Consider the following 24,918-nt stretch of genomic DNA (forward strand, 5'->3'; position numbering starts at 1 on the left):
AAGCTCCCCAAAAAAAGATAGCATTATGTATCATCACAATGCTGTGGATTTTATTTAAAACTATGGGTATTGATCATACGCCACCATTTAGCATACAGCTTTTTTTCCATGTCATCGTCAAGCTCGTTCTTTTTTAAAAACGGAAAAAAATCCCTGATAGTACTGATCTCAACAGAATTCAAATCCTGATAAAATGACTGGGCTGCAGTTGGCTGGTATGGGTAAAATCACTGGCTGATAAAATCTCTTTGAGGGTATGAATAGTACGATCATGAAATTTCTCCACCCGAACGACTTTTTCTGGCACGATCAATCCACGTTGACGGCCCTCGTCTTGTGTTGCCACTCCGGTGGGGTACTCCCCTGTGTGGCATTTCATTGATTGCACACACCCAACTGTAAACATAAATGCGCGGGCCAAATTACATCAGTCGGCACCCATGGCACAATTTTCTGCGATGTAAAACGTGCTGTGTACTTTGCCACTTGCCTTCTATTAAGTTTTTTATTTTGGATAACGCAAAATACCTTAACCATATTAGAGGTTTTTTTGACCTAGCGTTTTATCGAGTTAGTTTATAAACACCATGAGTCGAGTGTATGTTATAGACCTCACTAGTGTGGTTTTCAGACATAAAATGAGCTTGGCTCTTGCTATACAATATTTACTAATGCCACAAAACGCTTGGTTTTGTTATTTAACGTATCATGGCTAATGTTTACTTTGATATTAAGCAGAGGTTATAAATTTATTGCTATAAAGATGTCATATTTATAAAAATGGCAATTCAACCACTATTAATGGCTAAGTGCCAAAGGTGAAGTTAAGCGCATGATGGATAATTCGTTTTATTTAGCCTGATAAAATAACTAAGAATAATCAAAAGATGATTTTTATGTATTTGTAGCTCATGGTGGATTTAGCAGTAATGAGCGGTAAATTTACCGGCCATTACTTTAACATGAGGTGAATTATTCTTGTCCGGTATACCAATACTTAACAATATCCTCTGCCGGTTTACCGCGGATAGATTGAGAGATATTAGGGAAACCTTCAAAATTGGGGGTTAACGTGGGTGAAAGCCAATAACCGGTATGAATGTCGACGCTGTTAATCATAAAGGTATCTTGCTCTTCGATCGCTTGCATAATGCCTTCTATGCCCACTGATTGCACAGAAAAGTCAGTGACAAAACTCTCTTGAATACAACTAACTTCAGTCCCGTCTTCTAAACTTCCTGGAGTACAGAAACCATCTTCTTTCCAACCATTGAGAAAAAAGTCTTCACGACTTTGCACTTGAATAATAAGTGTTATCGGTAATTCTATATTTGACGTACCGTGCCAGCATGGTTGGTTAATATCACCACAATATATTTGCATATGCTGATTGGTCAGTGATTCAAAGGTTTTCTGCTTGATCAGTTCCGTTGTTAGCTTGGCATCTTCTTCGGCGTTAAATTGATTTCCGCAGCACTGTAACGCATTGATTAAAATACTATCTACTCTGGAAAATATTCGTTGATCATTAATTACAGTCCCTATTTGCCCCCAAGTAATCTCACCGTCAAAATTGGCTCTGATATCATCGATAATTTCGGCAAATCGCTCAATATAATATTCTTTTAATTCGTCGGTATGCAAGGTGATCCACATCGCGTTCCAGTCAGCAGAAATACCTTTTATAGCTATTTTCTGGGCATGTTTTGCCTGAATAATCATATTGTTTTGATGTGCATCCAATATGATTTTAAGCTTGTCCAAGGTGAGTTTCTCACCTTGCTCAACAATAATATCGCCATCGACATTGTTTTGAGTAAACTGCCAAGAAAAATAAATATCAATGTTGAGCAAACGTGCTTGCTCGACAATATATTCTATATATTTTTTAGGCGTATGATAATTAGCTTCGGCGACTACCCATGGTTCTTGGCTATCGTTCCACTGACCATAATTGTAAACCCAAACCCTTTGTGCACCAGAAGCATTCATTGCTTGTAATGCTTCAAGATACATCAGCTTTACATATTCATCTCTGGAACAATTATCGCGAGCAGACTGGGATAGGCCATCATAAATCCAACTAGGGGAGTAGTCTTTAAAACTAATACCTCTCACTATATGACTAGAAAGTTTACCTCTGGGGGATGGGGTTTCAAGTTTACCTTTATATGATTCAGGGTAGTCAGCAGAATGAGGGTTGACGCATGAAGTCGTTACAGGTGACGTGGCTACAGAGGTTGTTGTTACTGGTGATGGATTTGATACTGTATCGCTACTATCACCTCCGCCACAAGCACTTAGGAACAAAATAACAACGAATTGAATAAAATACTTATTTGAGAAAAACATTCACAACCTCTAATAAATGATGTAATTAATAAATCACGGTAAAGGTTGTAAAAATATCCATATAAATAGCAACCCCACGACCCTATGCAATGCACTTAGGCTGGTAGCTTTGCGTCTATTAATTTTCATTAATAGTTGCCAGTTATTTCACGAGTCTACTGTAAGGTAAGATAAAATCAAGGTAATTTATACACGTCATTAAAAGTAGTGGCTCTAGCGATTATAGAAAGAAAAAATTAGAGAATAGATTGTTAGCCATGGTTCAATTTCACAAAAGAGGTTGAGCGGATGATTGATCATGTTGATATGTTAGTGGTCAGTAAAATGACAACGAAGCAATAAATGCGGCCAAAATAAACTGTCATTTAACCTGTGTCTGGTCCGGTTTATCAATCAGTTATCATAGTTGTAGAAGCTAAAAAAAGATCAAAAAAACAGAGTTTCTGGGGCGTTTTCGTTTCTGCTTTGACTCGTTGACGAAATAGGTTTGAATACGACGGGGACGCGCAGCGAATACAGCTGGTTATTTGCCGGAGAAGAATACGGCATGTAACACGCCTGGGACCTTTTGAGTGTTGGCAGAAAAACCCGCAGCGGCTTTGTCGTTAATTTGCAGATTAAGGCACAATAGCTCTGACAAGAAATTGGATGTCTGGTGCTTACCGTTGCGTTATAATCAGCGCTAAATAATTCTATAATAACAAAGTTGAGCATATCTTTGTCCCACATGAGAAACTGCGAACGTTGCTATGATTCATACTTTTGCAACTATTCAGGCAACCTATGGGATCACTGTCCTGCTTGCCGTCGCAGCATATTGAACGAGCGAGACCGTCGGCATTATGATGCCGTGCAACAACAGCTACAGTACGCATATGGCTGGGGCCATAATATAGATTATGACGTTGCCCAATATGATTATGTTCTAAACGAAGATGGTAGCCTTACATATAGCTGTAGGCCTAGCCATAATTATCATGCCCAGGTAAGGCAGTTGATAATTGATGGTTTTCTTGCCCGAATCGCCCAAGAATATATCGAGGGTGCTACGTCGCAGTATATGCTCGATACGGCTTACGGCGCTGGAGTTGATGAAGCCTGCCACACATCTTTTTTCATTCGTCATGAAACAAAAGGATTTACCTTCACTTATAGAGCGGAACCGAAAGTGCATTTTGTCTTTAATGATAATGGCGAAGTCATCTCTAGGGCTTATGTCCCTTTTGAAGACAAAGAGATGCGAAAATCCTATGGACGTGGCTGCGCAGACTATATCCGTCAAAATCCAGATTTATGCCAAGAGCAAGCTCAAACCAGACAAAGGATCGCTTACGAGGCAAAAGTCCAAAGTGAGGAATGGGTTGACGAGCTTGCTGTTAGAAACATTAAGCGTTTAAAATATGTTGTATTAATACCCTGGATATTACTTCATGTAGTTGCAGCGAGCTTCTTATTGGTTTTGTCTTATCCCGAACCTGAAGGTTTTTGGGCTAGTAGCTGGCATAAGGCGAAATATTACGTCTTGATTCTCGGCATTTACTTTTCAGCATACATTCCTGGCTATGTCGCAAATTACAGAATTACAGGCGCGAATTGTAGGTACACCGAAAAAAAGCGAGATGAATTGCTGCAGGCTTTAGATGTGCCTCTGCAAGTAGTCGCCGTCAATAAAAATCCTCCCGAGCCATCCGGAACACAAATTGACTCACCTAAGTACTGGACGCTGTGGAGAATTTTTTTGGCTCTTGCAATCAATCTGGTTGGAATTCTATTAGCGGCTTATTTGTTCGAGACATATGTTTGGCCTATAGCCTAGCGGTGTTCCTTTTCGCTCAAAGCTGCTTTTGGCAAGTTTTCTGAAACGCTAACTTCTAGCACATTTGAGAGATTAATAATTGAGTTGATATTGCAGTCCAGATTAGACTTTTTGCGTCGGCCAAACTTAAAAAAATCATAGATAGGCATTTTGTATAGCTTTACCTGAGTAAAACGCATAAGTCTGTCAATATTTAGGAAACTTGTTACAATGCTATTTTTGATTTTAGGTGGTCTATGAATAACAGTAATGAGCCTCTACACGGCATTAAACTTGAACAAATTCTAACTGAGCTGGAGAAGGAAGTTGGTTGGGATAAGATGGGTGAATTACTTAATATTCGTTGTTTCACTAATAAACCACGTCTTAAATCAAGTTTGAAATTTCTTCGTACAACCCCTTGGGCACGTAGTAGAGTTGAAATTTTATACCTAAAAACATTTTGTAGTAAGCATAAAGCAACGGGGAAAGTAATCAGGGGGATACTCTCTCAGAAAACAGCCGTATCAGGAACGACTTCCACCAAGCCCGCTCCCTTTGTTTGGCCAACATAGGACAATTAATAGATGTGATTTAAAGGATTCGACTATCACTGTTTACAGCGCTAATAAGCAAAGCAGTAACGAGATAATCTACCCCTCATTTAGTCAGCGCTACTAAAGAGGTCCTATTCAGTATGTTGTTTTTGCGACAGTCCCGAAATTTCAGGGATTGTCTGTCATCGCCAATAAACCTGCGGGATCAGGTCTTTGATTTATGACCATCGATATTTCCCTTAGCGTTTAACGTTCATGACTGACAAATTATCACATTAGGATAAAGTACATATTCTATCTCGCATAAAAAACAAAGCATTAGAAAATTTATCGCTACGTTATCCCGACATTATAGCTGCTACCTTCCGCTTAACGCCCTGAGATCTTTAAAAAGCAATGCGCCACCATAAACCAAATAAACTCACATAACCTGTTGTGAAGTGAACGAGTTCACCTTGGTCAATCACCATTACTAATGGAGTAACTTGTACACCTAACGAGTTTGCTATGCGATTATTATCGTCGTTAATGACATTAAATTGATAACTTTCTATTTTCATATATGTTTTTAGTGTCTTATTATCACCAGATTGCATGGCAATACTGTAAACAGGGTAATGCTGTGAAATAGTATCTATAGAAGGGCTAACAAAGGAACAAACTGGACACCAAGTCCCCCAAAAGTACACTAAAATGGGTTGTTCAAAACTTAGCTCCTTTAAATTAATGGTTGTATTATAGATTGTCTTTCCTTGTAGATCGGGCAGCGATTGTCGATCAATCCCCCTCGTTCTCCACGTATCTACAGCAAAACTTGTGATGAGATAAACGATGATAATAAAAGAGATTTGTTTTAACCAGGACTTCATTTAATATCTCTCCTACAAGACTATTTTTTAATTATTTTCACTTTTTGTTGAGAATAATTACCATTAAGACTAACTATGCTAATGTCTTCAATGCGAACTGAAAAGTCGTTAGCAATAAATAATTATTAAGGCCAAATGGCAATTACTTGGAGGATTTGGCTTAACCGTCACTTATGCCACAGAGCAGTCGAGATTTTTGATTATAAACTCATCAAAATTATGCTAACTATCTCCAGTTGTAGCTGACATTAGCACAATATATCTATGGAGCTATCGCAAAAAGCAAGTTAAGGTGTTCTAAATCGAGCGGTGTAATTTATTTATTTTGGTTTACTTTCTCTCAGACTTTCCAAATCAGTCTTATCTATTGCTTTTAGAGTTTATAATAAAAATAAAAATTAAAATAAAAATAAACATAAAAATAATCGCGTTTCTTATGCAGCTAGTTGATTGGTTTTAAATTACGAGCTAAATGCATTTCGCATCATAAAGCGTTGAATTATAGTCATATTTTTATCCGCACCCCATATTTCCCTATCCAGTGTTTTTGCAATGTAATAATCTTTTATAAGCAAACATTCATTGGTGGTGTATGAACAAATACAAATTACTTTTTCTTTAGGATAATTAATGACACTTTTTTTCATTATATTAATTAAAATATTTCCACTGTATATAAACGTAATATTAGGTTTTTTATCTTCAAAATTTTTACATGTTCAAAGAGAATCAATAGCCGCTTTGCTCATTTATATTTTGGGTCCTATTGTAGTTTTTTCAGCAGTCATCACTGTAAAAATTGATTTTTCAGTTGCAATTTTACCGATATTTTTGTACGTTTTTTGTTCTGTCTTAGCTTTTTCTTCACTTTTTATTTGGGGGGAATCCTGGGATAATCCCACGGGAAATATTTTAGCATTCAGTGCAGGAACAGGAAACACAGGATATTTTGGTATTCCCTTGGCAATTATATTGTTTCCACCCACCTTGGCAGACATTTATATTTTTGCCGTTATAGCATCTCTTTTATATGAAAGCAGCACAGGTTTTTATGTCACTGCAAAGGGAAATTTTAGCGTGAAACAATCGCTGAAAAAAATATCGAGACTGCCAATACTTTATGCGTTTATCTTAGGAATTACTTGTAATTTGGCAGGCTTGAAAATACCAGAAGAAATCAGTGCTTATACTGCGCAGTTCAAAGGTGCATACGGAATACTGGGAATGATGATGTTGGGCATGGGACTATTGGGTTTAAAAAGCAATCCAGATAACGTTGATAAAAAATTCATAAGCATCACATTCATCATCAAATTTGTTTTTTGGCCACTTGCGATGTTGGGATTTATTTATGTCGATAAAACATATTTGCACTTTTTAAATGAAGACTTATATAAAGTACTTTTTTTATTCTCTATTGTACCACTGGCGGGCAATACGGTTACTTTGGCTGTATTACTTAATGCCAAACCTGAAAAAGCCAGTTTAGCAGTATTTTTATCTACGTTGGTTTCTATAATCTTCATTCCGCTAGCTATCTATTTATACGGCGGTTTTTGAGTTTGACTCAATATCAAGATACTTTTAATTTGGAGTAAAAGAATAATATATTACTTTATAATCCTTTGGCCTTCCAGGAACGAGAACGCCAATAAGGGTTATCCAATCTTGAAGTAATCAACAGGGGGAAGATAAAAATTGGATCTATCATTAAAAATAGTAATGACCAGCTTCATGGTTAAAGCAAACACTCTAAGGCGTTATAGGAGTATGAATTTTATGTCAGCTGTATGATCTTAAAGTTAACCTCTATGTTCTGAAGTGCTTTATGTCTTCACTACGCACAAATTTAGCATTAGCAGTTTTATGATGAACGACCGCTTTGGCTTAGTTGTCTCCTCTGTGTCAGTCTAGATGACTCAATGACAAAAATTCCATTAAAAAACATATATTTCAATCTATGGGTAACCTGGGCTATCAGGAGACTGTTAACTCAGTGTAGTTGTTCAGCTATGTCCACTCTAGATTAAAGTTAACTTAAATTTTTGAAAGGTATTTTCGTACCTAAACATAATAATTCCAGTTTTCGACTTTATTCAACTGTTTCCGACTTTATCTGGCACCCACAACAGTAGCAAAGATATGAGCTAGTTCACGTTGCAGCAAAGCAGTATGAGTCTTTCATTAGTTTCATGGTGTTAATGAGTACATTAGCTTCAGTACTTACGACTGCTTTTAAGATGAACTAAGTGATATAAAAACCGTTAAGCTTAATCCAAAGGCTCAACCGTTAAGCTTAAATAAGTCATAAAAGCCTTACTGGCTTGAGAAACAGAATGATTTTTTTTCCACGCTAAACTTAATTTAAATTCAATTTTTGGCTCAAAGGGTATGGAGGTCATCTGCTGCTCGTTTTGTAAAATACGCGCTAAACAAGTGGTAATACCAACGCCATTGCGAACCAATGACTTTTGCAGCTCAATAAGATTAGTTTCCATGCGAACATCTAATGCTAAGTGATGTTTTTTTGAATACTGACTAACCACTTCACGTAAAAAATAGCCTTCATGAAATAACACCAGTGGCTGTTGGCAAAACTGTGTAAGTGATAGGGTTTGCTCAGCAGCTAGTGGGTGCGATTTTGCCATACCGGCAACAACTTCCTCATTAATAAGCTCAGTGTAACGCAGTTGTGAATTTTCTAAATCACCACGTACCAAGGCTAAATCAAGTTCGCCGTTCAGCAACATTTTCTCCAGCGCTGCGGTACCTTGGTCAACCAAGTGTATTTTTATTTTTGGATGTTTTTGTTTAAATGCGGTTAATATTTGTGGGAAGTAGTAAGAACCCATCATGGCTGAAACGCCAAAACGAATGGTACCCCGTTCGAGATTTTTTAATTCTTCTAATTCTAATTCAACTTGTTTTACTTGGCTTAATAGTTGGGTCGACAGTTTATATAGCACTTCACCTTCAGCGGTTAATAAAGCGTTTTTTTCCGCACGGTTAATTAATTTGAGTCCAACTTCTTGTTCTAGCTTTTGAATAGCGATAGTCAATGCGGGTTGAGCAATGCCTATTTTATGTGCTGCCCGTGTAAAGTTGCCCAGTACGGCTAATTGACAAAAATATTCAAGACGTTTCAAATTCATATGAGTAAGCGCTATAAGTAAAAGTTATGAAAAATATAATAACTATATATTATATTTATTTATGCTTTAAGGATAGAGTAGAATAATAAATCAAACCATTACTGCAAAACACTGCATACAGGGTAATCCTATGAGTCAAAAATTAACTGCTTTTAACTGGCAAGATCCGATGTTTCTTGATAGTCAACTCACTGAAGAAGAGCGTATGATCCGCGATTCTGCCTATGACTATTGCCAAGATAAACTTCAACCACGTGTGCTTGAAGCCAATAGACATGAACACTTTGATCGCGAAATAATGCGTGAGTTAGGTCAGTTAGGCTTATTGGGTGCTACTTTACCCGCTCAATATGGTGGCAGTGAAGTCAATTATGTCAGCTATGGTTTAATTGCTCGTGAAGTAGAGCGCGTTGATAGTGGTTACCGCAGCGCGATGAGTGTGCAATCGTCATTGGTTATGCACCCGATCTATGCTTATGGCAGTGAAGAACAACGTATGAAGTATTTGCCTAAACTTGCTTCAGGTGAATGGGTTGGCTGTTTTGGTTTGACTGAGCCTAATTCAGGTAGCGATCCAGCTTCTATGACCACTCACGCTAAGAAAGTCGAGGGTGGTTACTGCGTAACGGGTAATAAAATGTGGATCACGAATTCACCTATCGCGGATGTTTTTGTGGTTTGGGCAAAACTTGAGGGTAAAATTCGTGGCTTTGTGCTTGAAAAAGGTATGAATGGTTTATCTGCGCCAAAAATTGAAGGTAAATTCTCTTTACGTGCTTCAATAACCGGCGAAATTGTTATGGATAACGTTTTTGTGCCTGCTGAAAATATGTTCCCTGAAATTACAGGGTTAGCTGGGCCTTTTGGTTGTTTAAACAAAGCGCGTTATGGTATTGCTTGGGGCTCATTAGGCGCGGCAGAGTTTTGCTTTAATTCAGCGAGAAACTACACCGCAGATCGCGAACAATTTGGTCGTCCTCTATCGGCTAATCAGCTCATTCAAAAGAAACTTGCTGATATGCAAACTGAGATATCGCTTGGTTTACAGGGCTGCTTACAAATGGGCCGTTTAATGGATGCGGATCAATGTCCGGTTGAATTAATCTCATTAATGAAACGTAATAACTGTGGTAAGTCACTTGATATAGCTCGTGTTGCTCGTGATATGCACGGTGGCAATGGTATTAGTGATGAATATGGCGTAATTCGTCATATGATGAACCTTGAAGCGGTTAATACTTACGAAGGTACACATGATGTTCATGCGCTAATTTTAGGTCGTGCCATTACAGGCCTTCAGGCTTTTTGTTAACGATTAGCGTATAAATAACAAAAATAGCCGTGCTAATTATTAAATAAATGACGCAGTAGTGGGTTATTTTAACCAGTAAAAATGATCAGATAATGAGTGAGATTGTTATAAGCATATCAGCTAGATAACAACGACCACAGAATAAGTTAAGGGCATGTCAATGAGAGTTGGCAGGCCCTTATTAATTTTATGACAATTAATACTTATAACCCTGCTTTTTTATGACCAGTAAACTATGTTTCAATATAAAAAATTTTTTGATATAAATTAGCGGTTTTATTACTGTACCTTTCACCTAAATCTACGCCTTTTAGTTACCTCATCATCAAAAATAATTAATTATATAAAAGGCTTAATACGCAATGTCGTAAGTCTTTTTAATACTGGGTTATTGATAAAACCTTTCTGTTTTTATTTATTTTTTTTATAGCATCTAAGAGTATTTATCTCTATTCAAAAGCGTTTAATAAGTCGATGGTGAAAAATGCGATTAAAAAGTTTGCTCACTTTATTTGACAATACAAATGATAATGATAATGATTATCATTTGTATTGTTGGTTGTTCGTAAGAATGACAATAAAAGATGAGAGATTAATGACTGAATTAAAGGAGCTGTCGTGGAGATAAGTAAACAACGCGTTGTTACAGATATCAAAAATATAAAGGATTCGCAAATGGAAGATAAACAGTGGCAATCATTATTACAACGGGGCAATGAGTCCTTTCATGATCAAGAGTGGAGCCAAGCAGAGTTGTTTTATAGTGAAGCCTATAATTTATTGGCGTTATCTTATCGTAATCATCCTATGTGCACCAAAACACTGATGGCTTGGATTTGCGCTTGTCATAATTTATCAGCTTTGTACGAGTCAACCAACCATTTGGAATTATCGTTGAAATTTCTAACAGTTCCACATGAATATTTACTCAATATAGCTAACTCAGAAAACGCAGAAGAAGATGCGAAAGTTACCGCTTTTAATGGCCTTAGGCTAACCTTATCACCTATTTTAATGTTTGCTAAAAAGTATCCTATCTGTGAGAGCTGCCTGGAGAACTTTACCTCATTAAAAGGTTTATTAAAACAACATGCAACAGCGATTCACTAACTGAAATAAGCTTTTAATCTGCTAGATGCAAAATGTTTTAGAGGCTTTTAAATAACCAATGATAGGGTTGTTATTAAAAATAATTTTTAAGTGAGATTACCAACAATATCAAGTGGTTGCTGGTAGGGTAAAGTAGCCAGTAAGACACAGGATATGATACTTAATGGCATAATAGAATCAATGAAAGTTATATTTTGTTGAACTATTCGTTAGGCTTACTGAGTTATAAACCTTTCAGCAGAGTTTATATGCTATAAAAATTTATTTATTTTGGCCTCGCTATATTCATCGCTTGAGCTATTTTTTTCACTGAACTGGTTTGAGAAAAATCCTCTAGCGCTATTGGTAATTTTTGTAACCAATTAGGGTGCTGATCAATGGTACCTGGAATATTCACTTGTTCAGATATTTCTAAGGCATCTTCCAATGGAATGAGTTGAAGATGACTTGGCGAAGCGGCTAAATATTTTTGCACAGCAATGCTCAGCTCGGTATTCATCAGAGCGGGTTCAAGTGGTGGCGCTTTGCTCATATCAATTACTTGCAGATCGTTTAAAGCTGCAAGCAGGTTTTCACGTTCACTGGCGCGTGCATCTCTATCAGCATGTCCGGCTTCATCATTAGGATAAAGCTTAAGTTGTTGACGCCATTGTAAATCTCGCCCTTGCCACCAACCCGTTAATGTTGCGGTGTCATGGGTGGCAACTGTTATCACTGATTGAGTGGGGAAATTTTCAGGGCGTTTGAATAAACCAGACTCCCAACGCTCAAAAAACAATACTTTGAAAGATAAAAGACCTGCATTTTGAATCGTTTCGCTAAACCCTTCAGGCACATTACCTAAGTCTTCGCCAATCACAACGCAATGATTACGACGAGACTCTAAGGCGATCACCCGTAAAATATCATCCCAAGGAAAGTTAATATAAACACCTTCATTTGCTGCCATGCCTGGCGCTACCCAATATTGTCGCATTAAGCCTAAAATATGATCAATACGTAAAGCACCGGCATATTGCATACTACTACGAAGTGCTTTTACTAATGACTGATAGCCCTGTTTTTGTAATGCGACAGGGTTAATCGGTGTTAATCCCCAATTTTGTCCAAGCGGGTTCATACCATCAGGTGGTGCGCCGATTGAAGCACCAGTAACATAAAGTTCTTTATCAGACCAAACATCAAAGCCTGAGCCATCACAGCCTACCGCTAAGTCAAGATATAAGCCAATGGCCATATCTTTGTCGATTGTATATTGAGTGACGGCACTCAATTGTTGATGTGCTATCCATTGCAAGAAACAAAAGTACTCAATGCGTGCAGCATGAGCAAGTTGAAATCTATACACCTCTTCACTATCTGGATCTTGAAAGCTAGTTGGCCAATCTTGCCAACCATAAGCATTTTTATCCGCGATATTAAAATACTCATACAAAGTATCGAAGGTGGCAAAACGTTGTAATTTTTGACCATTTATTTTTTTAAAATGATCAAACTCGACTGACATTTTTTTATAACAATCGGTTTTATTAGCACTGGTATCGTAGTGATAAAAATCTTCGAACAACAACTCGGTGATTTCAAACTTAAGTTTTGCAACCGCAGAGTAATCAATCAAATCACTTGCTTTAGCATCGGTAATGTTTTGCTTAAAGGCTTTAGTTTTTACTTTTATTTGTGCAAGTTCACAGTATTCGAAGTTGGCTACCTTGGTGACATCTATATAGAGTGGATTTAAAAAGCAACGACTTGATGGTGAATAAGGGCTACGATGGCCAGGATTTTGTTGATAAAGCGGATGCAATGGATTTAATCCAACAGCAGAGGCCTGTTGCTGCGCTGAGGTTTCAACCAGTTTAGCTAAATCAGTAAAGTCACCTATGCCCCAATTATTTTTACTACGCAGTGAATACAGCTGTGCAGTGTAGCCCCATATTTTATTCACTGAAGCTTCTTGAGCGCTGTAACAGTTTTTAGGTGCATAGAGCAGTGGACAACTCGCTTGAACATCACCAAAGCTTATAGTTAGTTGGTAATAACCTTGCTCAACCTTAGGTAAAACTAATAAATATTGGTAATATTGTGTTTCAGCTATTTTTTGCTCAGCAATAATTTGCATGTCGTCAACGTTAATCGAGCCTATGACTTCACTGGCTATTTTGCTCTCTATTTCACTGCCTACCTCAGGTGTTACCTTCCAATTGAGTAATAACTTGCCCATTTTAGGCAGACTGACTTTAATCACATGTTGCTGTTCTTCAAGTTTAGCAATATGAACAACAGGTAATATATTAAGCCATTGACTTTGCTTTAAAAAAGCGATTGATTCAGTTAATGACTTGTCATCCAATTCAAAACCCATTGCTTTTAACAACGCCCGTTTCGCTTGGTCTTTAGCATACACTTGATCGCCAAATGTCCCGGTGTAACTTGAGTGAAAACCCACTAAATCGGCTAATTGTTCGATGAGACTCATGTAAACTCTCTTTTTTATTATGAAATAAAATTACATTTTGTTGTAATTTTAACAATTTATAGTTTAGAATTACAGCAATAAAAGCTTTTAACAGTACTTTTTTAGCTGTTAACTTATTAAATGTAATTTTTTTACATAATTTTACAACAAAATAAAATTACATCATAAGCAAAATAGTAAAATCACTTTAATGATGCTGGTTAGTTTTTATAATTGACTCGATTTATACTGTTCTATCATGGCGATATATAAATGACTATTGCAACCGACAACGCGCATTATGGGCAATTAGTCGTAAAATTTAGCACTTAAATAAAGCGAAATCACTGATTTCAGATCAATTAGTGCATTATTTATGGAGAATAACAATGCTAACTAAGAAATTTTTTAAAACTAAAGATGAAACTGAAGTCACTTTTGAATTTAATAGAAGTGACGTAACAACAGCCGCACTCGTGGGTGATTTTAATGACTGGCAAGCTATTGAAATGAAGTTTAATAAAAAAACACAGAGTTTTAAAACCAAGCTGAGATTACCTAAAGGGGGCATTTTTCATTTTCGTTACCTTTTAAATGCTACTGAGTGGGAAAATGATTATCAAGCTGACCAATACTTACCCAATGAATTTGGCAGTGAAAATAGTGTCGTAGTCACTACGCCTTAAAATGTAACTGAAACAATGGTTATGTTGGGCAAGTATTGAATAAAGCCTTTGTCTTTTATTTTATAAACGATGAACACTATTTTAATGGACTAAAATCGAAAGCAAATGTTTACTTCAAGTTTAGCTTTTGATGATTTAATTTATAACAAACTTTAATTTATTACTCTAATTTATTACTTTAATTAAGATGGCACTCTGTATAAATTAAACGATAGTCATCTGTCTTACGTTACTGGAGCAACATGGAACATTATAGAATGGAGCCCGGCAGTGTCTATCCAATAGGCGCCACTGTTACTGAAACTGGGGTTAATTTTGCTATTTTTTCAGCTCATGCGGAAAAAATTGAACTGTGTATTTTTGACCAATATGGCAACAAAGAATTAAAACGTTTTGTTTTACCCCAGCGTGAACATGATATTTGGCATGGCTTTCTTAAAGGCGCTAAAGCCGGGTTAGTTTATGGTTATCGCGTTTATGGGCCTTATAATCCAGAGTTTGGTCATCGCTTTAATCATCATAAATTATTGTTAGATCCCTATGCAAAAGCATTAACAGGTAACTTTTCATGGTCAGAGCGTCACTTTGCTTATAATGTAAATGATCCTAAAAAAGATTTATCGTTTGATGCTAGAGATAATGCCGATGTAATGCTCAAAGCTGTGGTTACTGACGTCTCTGCAACGCTTGTACAAAGAAAGCCCATCGCGTGGAAAAACACCGTTATTTACGAAGGTCATGTTAAAGGCCTAACGGCACTTAACCCTCAAGTACCTGAACACTTACGCGGTTCTTTTTTAGGTATTAGTCATCCGGCGATGATCGCTCATTATCGTGCTATTGGTATCACAACGATAGAATTACTACCGGTACAGCAATTCATTTCAGAGCAATTTTTAACTGACAAAAAATTGTCTAATTATTGGGGCTATAACTCACTGGCGTTTTTTGTGCCCCATCAAGATTACTTAAACCATAATCAAATACTTGATTTTCAACGCATGGTTGATGAACTGCATCAGGCGGGTTTTGAAGTGTTAATTGATGTGGTTTACAACCATACGTGTGAGGGGAATAGATTAGGGCCAACGTTAAGCTTTAGAGGCATAGATAACCTTTCTTACTATCGCTTAAATTCTGCTGAACCCCGATATTACATTAACGACACTGGCTGTGGAAATACCCTGAACATTAGTCATCCCCGTGTATTGCAAATGGTGATGGACAGTTTACGTTATTGGGTTCAGGTGATGGGTGTTGACGGCTTTAGGTTTGATTTAGCCACTATTTTAGGGCGAGAGCTACATGGTTTTGATAAAAGTAATGGCTTTTTAGACGCTGTTTTACAAGATCCCATTCTCAATAGTGTAAAAATGATTGCCGAGCCATGGGATATTGGTCCCGGAGGCTACCAATTAGGCGGGTTTCCATCGCCGTGGTCTGAATGGAACGACCGTTATCGAGATACCATGAGACGTTATTGGCGAGGCGATAAAGGCTTGTTGCCTGAGTTTGCCCGCAGAATTCATGGCTCAAGTGATATTTTTGAACACAGTGGTCGCCAACCCTTTGCTAGCATCAATTTTCTTTGCAGTCATGATGGTAATACTTTACGTGATTTAGTCAGTTATCAAGACCGTCATAATGAAGCCAACGGTGAAAACAATCGCGATGGTCATTCCGATAATTTTGCTCATAATTACGGCATAGAAGGTGAAACTAGTGATGAGGAAATTTTGTCGCTTAGATTACGGCAAATAAAAAACATGATGGCAACGCTCATGTTGTCTCAAGGCGTACCTATGCTACTGGCAGGAGATGAAATAGGGCGTAGTCAACAGGGCAATAACAATGCTTATTGCCAAGACAATGAAATAAATTGGTTAGATTGGGATGAAAACGCGCTTTATGCGCAAGAACTTAAATTATTTACCGCGAGCTTGACTGAACTCAGAAAACGCTTTTCTATCTTAACCCATGATCGTTTTATTCATAAAGATGATGAGAAATCTGCCGTGGATATCACTTGGTTCCATCCGTCAGGATTCGAAATGCAAAAAGATCATTGGCATTCTCATCATGCGGCAACATTAGGTTATTTAATACAAGAGAAAGCGCCAGATACGCCGGTTATTCTCTGCCTTTTTCATGCCGGTTCAGAGCCGATAGAATTTCAATTGCCAGAGATTGATACCGTAAAGCACTGGCAAGTTATGATTGATACAACGTCGAGCAGTGAGCAAGCAGAAGTACGAAATATACCGGCAGAACGACTGATTACCATGGCACCATTTTCAACAATTGTTTTATTAAATAATTGATTATAAAAATAAATAGGATGTACTGATTGATGAATAAAAAAAATACTCAATGCGAAATTACTGCATCAGATGGGAGTGTTCTGATGAATGAGCACACCTTTTCAGAAGACTTAGCTCGACATTTTCATTTTTCATTAGGTCGTGACAAAATGCAAAAGTCTCACTTATACCTTTATAACGCGCTCGCCATCACTATTCGTGATCGTTTAGTTGCACAATGGCGAGAAACTAGGGAATCTCGAGGTCATCAGCGTCGTGTGGGTTATATTTCATTAGAATTTTTAATGGGTCGCACACTGAATAACGCTATTTTAAATTTAGATTTAGATGATACCGTTCGTGATGCTTTAAAAGGTTATTGCTGTGAGTTAGAAGATGTTGAACAAGCAGAACATGACGCTGGCCTAGGTAATGGTGGTCTAGGACGTTTAGCGGCCTGTTTCTTAGATAGCTGTGCAAGTTTGTCTTTACCCGTCATAGGCTACGGTATTCGTTATGAATACGGCATGTTCAATCAAGAAATTAAAAATGGCGCGCAAGTTGAGCATCCTGATAATTGGTTACGTAATGGTAATCCATGGGAAATAGCCGCACCTGAAAAAACTATCAGAGTTAAATTTTTTGGTCATGTTGATGTGATTAAAGAGCGCAATGGGCAACAGCATCGCCAATGGAATAATACTCAAGACGTGCTTGCCGTGCCTTATGATATGCCGATTCCTGGCTATCAAAATGGTATTGTTAATACCTTAAGATTATGGAAGTCTGAAGCGACAGATGAATTTGATTTAGATGAATTTAACGCCGGTAGTTATACTGAATCGGTCGCTAAAAAAAATCTAGCTGAACAAATCACTATGGTACTTTATCCAAACGACAGTAGTGAAAATGGCAAAGAACTGCGCCTAAGACAACAATACTTTTTATCTTCAGCATCTCTGCAAGATACGATTAATAGTTATGTTGAAAATTGTGGTGACAACTTTGATCAATTTGTTGAACTGAATAGTTTTCAGCTCAACGATACCCATCCAAGCATTGCTGTTGCTGAATTAATGCGTATTTTGATTGATGACTATTTTATGTCATGGGATGACGCATGGAATATTACTTCACAAACAATGGCCTACACCAATCATACGCTATTACCTGAAGCGTTAGAGAAGTGGCCTGTTAGTTTATTCGCTAAGCTAATACCGCGTATTTTAGAAATTATTTATGAAATTAATGCCCGCTTTCTTCAACAGGTTGCTGTTGCATGGCCTGGAAATACCAGTAAGCAACAAGCATTGTCATTAATTGAAGAAGGCCATGAACCACAGGTACGTATGGCACACTTAGCGATTGTGGGTAGTTATTCAGTTAATGGTGTGGCGGCTTTGCATACTAAACTGTTAAAAGCCGGATTATTTAATAACTTTTACCAACTTTGGCCTGAAAAATTCAATAATAAAACTAATGGTGTTACTCCACGCCGTTGGTTATCTCATTGCAATACCAGTTTAGCTAAACTTATCTCAAGTAAAATTGATAAAGGCTGGGTTGCTGATTTTGCTCATGTTGCTCAATTAAGTAAATTTGCAGAAGAGCATGCTTTTCAAGAAAAATGGCGAGCAAGTAAACAGGCCAATAAAGCCGTTTTAGCTGACTATGTAGAACAAGCAACAGGCGTTAAGTTTGGTGTTGATATGATGTTTGATGTGCAAGTTAAACGTATTCATGAATACAAACGCCAACTACTGAATATTTTACATGTTATTGGCTTGTATGATCGTATTCGTAAAGGCGATACCGCAGATATTACCCCGCGTTGCGTACTTATTGGCGGTAAAGCGGCTCCAGGCTATGTGATGGCGAAGGAGATTATTAAACTGATTAATAATGTCGCTGACACCATCAATTTAGACCCTAAAGCGGCTAAGTACTTAAAAGTTGCTTTTGTACCGAACTACAATGTTTCTGCGATGGAAATTATTTGCCCTGCAACTGATTTGTCTGAGCAAATATCAACGGCAGGTAAAGAAGCCTCAGGTACGGGTAACATGAAGTTTATGATGAATGGTGCGCTAACCATAGGGACATTAGATGGCGCAAACATTGAAATTAGAGATGCCGTTGGCGCAGAAAACTTTTTCTTATTCGGCGCTCAAGCTCACGAAATTTCAGATATTCGAGCAAATTATCAACCTAACGACATTATCGCTAATTCTGCAACGTTATCGGCGGTAATGCACTTGTTAGAAAGTGGTCACTTTAATTTATTTGAACCCTGTATTTTCGATTCAATTATTAATGCTATTCGTAATCCAGATGATATGTGGTTAACCGCTTATGATTTTGACAGTTATTTTCAAGCTCAACGCCTTGTTGATAAAGCTTATAACGATCAAACCTTGTGGACCAAAATGAGTATTTTAAACACTGCAGCTAGTGGTGTATTTTCGAGCGATCATACGATCAGGCAATATCGAGATGAAATATGGAAGCTTTAGTCATTTACTTAGTTAAAAAGTAAAACGCTATTTTTTGAACGTTACTTAATGTTTTATAGAGGATAAGTTATGCCCAATTATGTAGAAAGAAGAATAAGTAGTTTAACAAAAGAAACTTATGCGTTGGTTTTGGCGGGGGGCCGAGGTTCACGATTGTATGAACTAACAGACAAAAGAGCTAAGCCGGCAACGTTTTTTGGTGGTAAATTTAGGATCATCGATTTTCCTTTATCTAACTGTATTAATTCAGGTATTAGACGCGTTGGTATTGCAACTCAGTATAAATCACACTCGCTGATTCGTCATATCAGCCGTGGCTGGGGACACTTTAAAAAAGAATTAGGTGAGTCAATTGAAATTTTACCGGCATCACAGCAAAAAGGCGAAGGTTGGTATCTAGGCACGGCAGATGCTGTTTTTCAAAACATTGATATTATCAGACATGAATTGCCAAAATACGTCATGATTTTATCAGGTGATCATGTTTATCGTATGGATTATGGTCCATTACTGGCGCAGCATGTTGCTAGTGAAGCTGATATGACCGTTTGTTGTATTGAAACCTCGGTTGAAGAAGCGGCGGGTCAGTTCGGTGTAATGACCGTTGATGAAGACAGTCGTGTTTGTCGATTTGATGAAAAACCGGCCAATCCATCTGAAGTGCCTGGTAAACCTGGCGTTACACTAGCGTCAATGGGTAACTATGTTTTTAATACTGAGTTTTTATTTGAGCAACTAGAAAAAGATGCCGCAGAAGAAGGCTCAAGTGGCGATTTTGGTAATGACATTATTCCTAAAATAATCAAATCTCATCGGGTATTTGCCTTTCCATTTAAAGACCCTGATAGCGAAAAACAACCTTATTGGCGCGATGTGGGTACTTTAGATTCTTTCTGGGAAGCTAATATGGAATTAGTTGCTCCAGAGCCGCAACTGAATATGTATGATGAAAATTGGCCTATTTGGACTTACCAAGAACAAACTGCCCCGGCTAAATTTGTTTTTGACCAAGACAATCGTCGCGGTATAGCGATTGACTCTACAGTATCTGGCGGCGTTGTTGTCTCGGGTTCTACAGTGAAACGCTCTTTGTTATTTTCAAAAGTAAGAGTTAACTCTTATTGTGATATTGATGAATCCGTTGTTTTACCTGGGGTTATTATTAATCGTAACAGTAAAATTAAAAAAGCTATTATCGATCGAAGTTGTGTTATTCCAGAAGGTATGGAAATTGGCATAAATCATGATGATGACCGTGCGAATGGCTTTAGGGTTACTAGTAAAGGCGTGGTTTTAGTCACTAGAGATATGCTTGAAAAACTAGAGAAGCCTACTAACTAGTTAGTGATAAGTATTATTAATTTAACGGGTAATTTCGAATGTTGATGAAATTACCTACGTTATTATCAATTTTACTTAACTTTTATAGCAGTTTACAAAGGTTAGTTTGTCATGAACTATCGTGAGTAAATCTTTAGGTTTTATTTTGATTAATTACAATTAATCTTTTGTTTTTAATGATTTATTTTAAAGTCATGAATTCTAGGTTGGTAAAAGTAATCACATAAAGAGTTAACGATATACTAGGAAGACACAATGAATAACCTAGCAAAAAGCTTGTTAGATAACGAATCGGTTAAAGCAATAGTTAATCTGCAACATCAAGATGTTTTTTCTGTCTTAGGCATGCATAATCACCCAACAGCGAGCGGGTTAATTGTGCGAGCTTTTTTACCTGAGGCACTCAGTGTCGAAGTAATCGATAGCAAAAATGATAAATTGGTGGCAACACTCAATAGCGTTGATCAAGCTGGACTTTTTGAAGGAAAATTAGGCCGAAGAAGAAATGCATTTGATTACCGTTTACGCGTTTATTATAAAAACGAAAGCGTTATTGTTGATGACCCATATCGTTATCCCTCTTTATTAACGCATCAAGACTTATACCTTTTTTGTGAAGGTACTGACGAACAAACCTATCAATGGATGGGCTCGCATGAAGTGACAGTAGGTAATGTCCAAGGAACGCATTTTGTTTTGTGGGCGCCTAACGCGTCTCGTGTTTCTGTAGTAGGCGATTTTAACTTTTGGGATGGTCGACGTCATGTCATGCGCAAACATCAAGGCTCTGGCGTTTGGGAAATATTTCTCCCTAATGTTGCTGCTAGTGCCAGTTATAAATACGAAATAGCCGATCAAAACTTTCAAATTCAACCTTTAAAAGCTGATCCCTATACTTTTTCTATGCAACTTGCCCCTGAAACTGCGTCTAAAGTTATGCAAAACAGTGACTATCAATGGCAAGACCAGCAGTGGATAAATGAACGCGACAGGTCATCTAATCATTATAATGGCGCGGTTTCTATTTACGAAGTGCATTTAGGATCTTGGAAAAGAAACCAAGAAAATAATGCCGATCATATTCACGCACCAAGTTATTTAACTTACCGTGAATTAGCTGAGCAATTAGTCCCTTATGCCGTAGAAATGGGCTTTACCCATCTGCAACTTATGCCAGTAAGTGAATACCCTTTTGACGGTTCATGGGGTTATCAACCGATTGGACTTTTCGCACCTACGGCACGTTTTGGTAGTAGTGATGACTTTAAATTTTTTGTTGATTGTTGTCACCGCTCTGGTATTGGTTTACTACTGGATTGGGTACCGGGACATTTTCCAACGGATAAGCATGGTACGGGTAACTTTGATGGCACTTGTCTTTATGAACACGAAGATGTTCGCAAAGGTTTTCATCCCGATTGGCAGACCCTTATTTATAACTACGGTCGCGCAGAAGTACAAAGCTATTTGATCAGTAATGCTATTTATTGGCTAGACCAATTCCATATCGATGGCTTACGCGTTGATGCCGTTGCCTCTATGTTGTATTTAGATTACAGCCGAGAAGCGGGCGAGTGGTTACCTAATATTCATGGCGGCAGAGAAAACTTAGAAGCGATTGAATTATTACAACAGGTTAATACTCGCTCTTATGCAAAACATCCTGGTGTTATGATGATTGCTGAAGAATCAACCGCTTGGCCCGGTGTGTCTAAACCGGTTGACGCTGGTGGTTTAGGCTTTGGCTTTAAATGGAACATGGGTTGGATGAATGACACGTTAAAGTTTATGGCGCGTGATCCCATTCATCGTCAACATCATCACAGCGAAATGACCTTCGGTTTAGTTTACAGTTTTAGTGAGAACTTTGTTTTGCCTATTAGTCATGATGAAGTCGTGCATGGTAAAGGTTCACTACTGAATAAAATGCCGGGCGATGATTGGCAAAAGTTTGCCAACTTACGCGCGTATTACGGCTTTATGTGGACTCATCCCGGGAAAAAGTTATTGTTTATGGGCTGTGAATTTGCTCAACGTGAAGAATGGAATCATGACCAAAGTTTAGATTGGCATTTACTTGAGCATGCTAATCATAAAGGCGTACAAACGCTGATTAAAGATCTTAATCACACTTATCGAAATATCCCAGCGTTATATGAGCTTGACTGCGATAATAGTGGTTTTGAATGGCTAGACTCACAAAATAATAAACAATCAATATTGATTTATTTAAGAAAAGGGCAAGCAGGCACGGCACCCGCTTTGGTTGTTGTTAATTTGACACCAAGCAGCTACGAAAATTTTTGTGTCGGAGTGCCTTTGTCTGGTTTTTATCGAGAATGTTTAAATACTGACAGCAGCAACTATGGCGGTAGTAATATCGGCAATGGCGGCGGTGTCTACTCGGTAAATGAGCCTTACGCAGGTCAAGAAAACCTAGTTATTATGTCTGTTCCTCCTTTAGCGACCATGATTTTTGAATGGCAAGCAAAAGACTAAGTTGCAGTCATAAATTGCCGTCATAAATTGATCGGCAGTTAGCATTATCTTTCTAGTGATTAGGAGTGATAATGCGGCGTTGGGCAAGTGTTTTGTAGATCGGACTTCAGTCCGTCAAACGTTAAGCAGGCCATTAATGTGCTGGGCCAAAAAAATTACAGCGTTTTTTTGACCAGCATTTTCGACCAGGATTGATAGCAGAGCAGTTAAATTTTATTTAACCTGATGGACTAAAGTTCAACCTACAGGTGACTCTAGTTAAAGACAGATTATTTTTAAGGGTAAGTTATGACCACTGAGCAAGTGAAGCAAGTGCAGCAAAGCAAGAAAATAAAGACTCAAGCATTTACCGATCAAAAACCTGGTACTTCGGGCCTAAGAAAGAAAGTGACGCAGTTCCAGCAAACAGGTTACTTGGAAAATTTTGTACAAGCAGTTTTTAATACCATTGCGCCTTGTACCGGCAAAAAACTGGTATTAGGCGGAGATGGACGATTTTATAACCGCGAAGCGATACAAGTGATTATCCGCATGGCGGTTGCCAATGGATTTACTCATATTTTGGTCGGTCAGGGTGGCATATTATCAACACCGGCAGCCTCTTGTGTGATCAGAAAAAACCAAGCTTGTGGTGGTATTATTTTATCCGCTAGTCATAACCCTGGAGGACCAGATGAAGACTTTGGGATTAAATTCAATGGCGAAAATGGTGGACCTGCGCCTGAAAAATTAACCGATGCAATTTTTCAACAAACCTTATCTATGGAGCAATACCTGAGTATTGATGCTAATGATGTTGAACTTGACCAACTCGGTACAGTGCAAATAGCACAGTGTAAAATTGATATTATTGATCCCGTTAATGATTATGCCAATTTGATGGAGTCGATGTTTGATTTTATGGCTATGAAGCGCTTGCTTGCACAAGGCGATTTTCGTCTATGTTTCGATGCTATGCATGCAGTTAACGGCCCTTATGCCAAAGAAATACTTGAAAAACGCTTAGGTGCGCCAGCTGGCTCTGTGATTAATGGTGTGCCATTAACCGACTTTGGTGGTGGTCATCCCGATCCTAACCTAGTGCATGCTCATGAGCTTGTGGCTTTATTATATGGTGATGATCCCTTTGATTTTGGCGCCGCCTCAGATGGTGATGGCGATCGCAATATGGTATTGGGTAAGCAGTTCTATATTAATCCGTGCGATAGTTTGGCGATATTAACCGCCAATGCTGATTTAATACCGGCTTACGCTGACGGTATTGCGGGTGTTGCTCGTTCAATGCCAACCAGTAGAGCGGTTGATCGAGTAGCCAAAGCGATGAATATACCCTGTTATGAAACACCAACCGGTTGGAAGTTCTTCGGTAATTTATTAGATGCAGGTAAAATCACCTTATGCGGCGAAGAAAGCTTCGGTACGGGTTCTGATCATATCAGAGAAAAAGATGGTTTATGGGCGGTATTGTTTTGGCTGAACTTAATCGCAGTAAAAAAACAGCCGGTCAGTGAAATTGTTAAAAACCATTGGTTGCAATATGGCCGTGATTATTTTACTCGCCATGATTATGAAGCGGTTGACAGTGACAATGCACAAAGCATGATCGGTCAATTAAAAGCAAAACTTGCTTCGTTACCAGGCCAGGTCATTGCGGGTGTTAAAATAACTTCTGCAGATGACTTTCAATATATTGATCCCGTTGATAAGAGTAAAACTACTGAACAAGGCGTTCGACTTTATTTAGACAATGGTGGACGTATTGTTTTCAGGCTTTCAGGTACAGGTACGCAAGGGGCAACGTTAAGAGTTTACTTAGATTGTTACCAGCAGGATCCAGCGCTGTTAGCACAAGAAACACAGCAAGCCCTTAGTGAGTTAATTCAAGTAGCAGAAACGGTAGCAGGCATTAAACAATTTACCGGCAGAGAAAAGCCTGACGTGATCACATAACGCTGATAATGTGATGGCAATGGCCTA

General features: G+C 38.0%; 16 protein-coding genes and 1 riboswitch. Of the genes, 11 read left to right on the forward strand and 5 right to left on the reverse strand.

The genetic code is table 11. The annotated features are described in order from the left end of the window. Positions 1 to 178: 178 nt before the first annotated feature. Both H4J59_RS19810 and H4J59_RS08070 read right to left on the reverse strand, forming a co-directional pair. Positions 179 to 421 carry a glutamate synthase-related protein gene (locus H4J59_RS19810; RefSeq protein WP_404852011.1) on the reverse strand — a complete coding sequence of 81 codons (243 nt, stop codon included), beginning with the start codon at positions 419 to 421 and terminating at the stop codon, positions 179 to 181. 551 nt (positions 422 to 972) lie between these two features. Beyond that, positions 973 to 2,352 carry a hypothetical protein gene (locus H4J59_RS08070; protein WP_182238362.1) on the reverse strand — a complete coding sequence of 460 codons (1,380 nt, stop codon included), beginning with the start codon at positions 2,350 to 2,352 and terminating at the stop codon, positions 973 to 975. A 64-nt stretch (positions 2,353 to 2,416) separates the two neighbouring features. Then, positions 2,417 to 2,502: riboswitch (cyclic di-GMP riboswitch) on the reverse strand. An 844-nt stretch (positions 2,503 to 3,346) separates the two neighbouring features. Between H4J59_RS08070 and H4J59_RS08075 the strand changes: the two genes are divergently transcribed. Continuing rightward, positions 3,347 to 4,168, forward strand: coding sequence for a hypothetical protein (locus tag H4J59_RS08075; protein WP_182238364.1), 822 nt, complete (start codon positions 3,347 to 3,349; stop codon positions 4,166 to 4,168). Positions 4,169 to 4,404: 236 nt separating this feature from the next. Further along, positions 4,405 to 4,722 (forward strand): VF530 family DNA-binding protein, encoded by a 318-nt coding sequence (locus H4J59_RS08080; RefSeq protein WP_182238366.1) that lies wholly within the window; start codon positions 4,405 to 4,407, stop codon positions 4,720 to 4,722. 368 nt (positions 4,723 to 5,090) lie between these two features. On the opposite strand, the gene H4J59_RS08085 is transcribed toward H4J59_RS08080, so the two are convergent. Next, positions 5,091 to 5,573, reverse strand: coding sequence for a protein disulfide oxidoreductase (locus H4J59_RS08085; protein WP_182238368.1), 483 nt, complete (start codon positions 5,571 to 5,573; stop codon positions 5,091 to 5,093). 630 nt (positions 5,574 to 6,203) lie between these two features. Between H4J59_RS08085 and H4J59_RS08090 the strand changes: the two genes are divergently transcribed. Continuing rightward, on the forward strand, positions 6,204 to 7,133 hold the full coding sequence (locus tag H4J59_RS08090; protein ID WP_182238370.1) for an AEC family transporter: 930 nt from the start codon (positions 6,204 to 6,206) through the stop codon (positions 7,131 to 7,133). A gap of 710 nt (positions 7,134 to 7,843) precedes the next feature. Here H4J59_RS08090 and H4J59_RS08095 read toward each other — a convergent pair. Beyond that, positions 7,844 to 8,725, reverse strand: coding sequence for a LysR family transcriptional regulator (locus H4J59_RS08095; RefSeq protein WP_182238372.1), 882 nt, complete (start codon positions 8,723 to 8,725; stop codon positions 7,844 to 7,846). A 130-nt stretch (positions 8,726 to 8,855) separates the two neighbouring features. Between H4J59_RS08095 and H4J59_RS08100 the strand changes: the two genes are divergently transcribed. Together H4J59_RS08100 and H4J59_RS08105 are read left to right on the forward strand one after the other, a co-directional pair. Continuing rightward, positions 8,856 to 10,037, forward strand: a complete 1,182-nt coding sequence (locus H4J59_RS08100; RefSeq protein WP_182238374.1) for an acyl-CoA dehydrogenase — start codon at positions 8,856 to 8,858, stop codon at positions 10,035 to 10,037. A gap of 618 nt (positions 10,038 to 10,655) precedes the next feature. Further along, positions 10,656 to 11,147 (forward strand): hypothetical protein, encoded by a 492-nt coding sequence (locus H4J59_RS08105; protein WP_182238376.1) that lies wholly within the window; start codon positions 10,656 to 10,658, stop codon positions 11,145 to 11,147. 265 nt (positions 11,148 to 11,412) lie between these two features. Here H4J59_RS08105 and malQ read toward each other — a convergent pair whose 3' ends face one another. Continuing rightward, complete coding sequence (malQ, locus tag H4J59_RS08110) at positions 11,413 to 13,623, reverse strand: 4-alpha-glucanotransferase (RefSeq protein ID WP_182238378.1); 2,211 nt, start codon at positions 13,621 to 13,623, stop codon at positions 11,413 to 11,415. A 368-nt stretch (positions 13,624 to 13,991) separates the two neighbouring features. Between malQ and H4J59_RS08115 the strand changes: the two genes are divergently transcribed. From H4J59_RS08115 to H4J59_RS08140, 6 genes are all read left to right on the forward strand, one after another. After that, the gene (locus H4J59_RS08115; RefSeq protein WP_182184714.1) at positions 13,992 to 14,288 is read left to right on the forward strand and encodes an isoamylase early set domain-containing protein; all 297 of its coding nucleotides are present in this window, start codon (positions 13,992 to 13,994) and stop codon (positions 14,286 to 14,288) included. Positions 14,289 to 14,530: 242 nt separating this feature from the next. After that, complete coding sequence (glgX, locus tag H4J59_RS08120; RefSeq protein WP_182238380.1) at positions 14,531 to 16,609, forward strand: glycogen debranching protein GlgX; 2,079 nt, start codon at positions 14,531 to 14,533, stop codon at positions 16,607 to 16,609. A gap of 29 nt (positions 16,610 to 16,638) precedes the next feature. Further along, a complete protein-coding gene (locus H4J59_RS08125; RefSeq protein WP_182238382.1) occupies positions 16,639 to 19,101 on the forward strand; it encodes a glycogen/starch/alpha-glucan phosphorylase in 2,463 nt (820 codons plus the stop codon). A gap of 69 nt (positions 19,102 to 19,170) precedes the next feature. Beyond that, a complete protein-coding gene (gene glgC / locus H4J59_RS08130; RefSeq protein ID WP_182238384.1) occupies positions 19,171 to 20,442 on the forward strand; it encodes a glucose-1-phosphate adenylyltransferase in 1,272 nt (423 codons plus the stop codon). A gap of 255 nt (positions 20,443 to 20,697) precedes the next feature. After that, entirely contained in the window at positions 20,698 to 22,941 is a 2,244-nt protein-coding gene (gene glgB / locus H4J59_RS08135) for a 1,4-alpha-glucan branching protein GlgB (protein ID WP_182238386.1), read from the forward strand. A gap of 288 nt (positions 22,942 to 23,229) precedes the next feature. Beyond that, on the forward strand, positions 23,230 to 24,891 hold the full coding sequence (locus H4J59_RS08140; RefSeq protein WP_182238387.1) for an alpha-D-glucose phosphate-specific phosphoglucomutase: 1,662 nt from the start codon (positions 23,230 to 23,232) through the stop codon (positions 24,889 to 24,891). Positions 24,892 to 24,918 lie beyond the last annotated feature (27 nt).

The organism is Colwellia sp. MB02u-10 (assembly GCF_014077185.1).
GTDB lineage: Bacteria > Pseudomonadota > Gammaproteobacteria > Enterobacterales > Alteromonadaceae > Cognaticolwellia.

What these genes read in the sequence shown, in the direction of transcription:
- H4J59_RS08070 (WP_182238362.1), bottom strand. Translation starts at nt 2,352, where the DNA reads ATGTTTTTCTCAAATAAGTATTTTATTCAATTCGTTGTTATTTTGTTC.
- H4J59_RS08080 (WP_182238366.1), top strand. Translation starts at nt 4,405, where the DNA reads ATGAATAACAGTAATGAGCCTCTACACGGCATTAAACTTGAACAAATT.
- H4J59_RS08085 (WP_182238368.1), bottom strand. Translation starts at nt 5,573, where the DNA reads ATGAAGTCCTGGTTAAAACAAATCTCTTTTATTATCATCGTTTATCTC.
- H4J59_RS08090 (WP_182238370.1), top strand. Translation starts at nt 6,204, where the DNA reads ATGACACTTTTTTTCATTATATTAATTAAAATATTTCCACTGTATATA.
- H4J59_RS08095 (WP_182238372.1), bottom strand. Translation starts at nt 8,725, where the DNA reads ATGAATTTGAAACGTCTTGAATATTTTTGTCAATTAGCCGTACTGGGC.
- H4J59_RS08100 (WP_182238374.1), top strand. Translation starts at nt 8,856, where the DNA reads ATGAGTCAAAAATTAACTGCTTTTAACTGGCAAGATCCGATGTTTCTT.
- malQ (WP_182238378.1), bottom strand. Translation starts at nt 13,623, where the DNA reads ATGAGTCTCATCGAACAATTAGCCGATTTAGTGGGTTTTCACTCAAGT.
- H4J59_RS08115 (WP_182184714.1), top strand. Translation starts at nt 13,992, where the DNA reads ATGCTAACTAAGAAATTTTTTAAAACTAAAGATGAAACTGAAGTCACT.
- glgX (WP_182238380.1), top strand. Translation starts at nt 14,531, where the DNA reads ATGGAACATTATAGAATGGAGCCCGGCAGTGTCTATCCAATAGGCGCC.
- H4J59_RS08125 (WP_182238382.1), top strand. Translation starts at nt 16,639, where the DNA reads ATGAATAAAAAAAATACTCAATGCGAAATTACTGCATCAGATGGGAGT.
- glgC (WP_182238384.1), top strand. Translation starts at nt 19,171, where the DNA reads ATGCCCAATTATGTAGAAAGAAGAATAAGTAGTTTAACAAAAGAAACT.
- glgB (WP_182238386.1), top strand. Translation starts at nt 20,698, where the DNA reads ATGAATAACCTAGCAAAAAGCTTGTTAGATAACGAATCGGTTAAAGCA.
- H4J59_RS08140 (WP_182238387.1), top strand. Translation starts at nt 23,230, where the DNA reads ATGACCACTGAGCAAGTGAAGCAAGTGCAGCAAAGCAAGAAAATAAAG.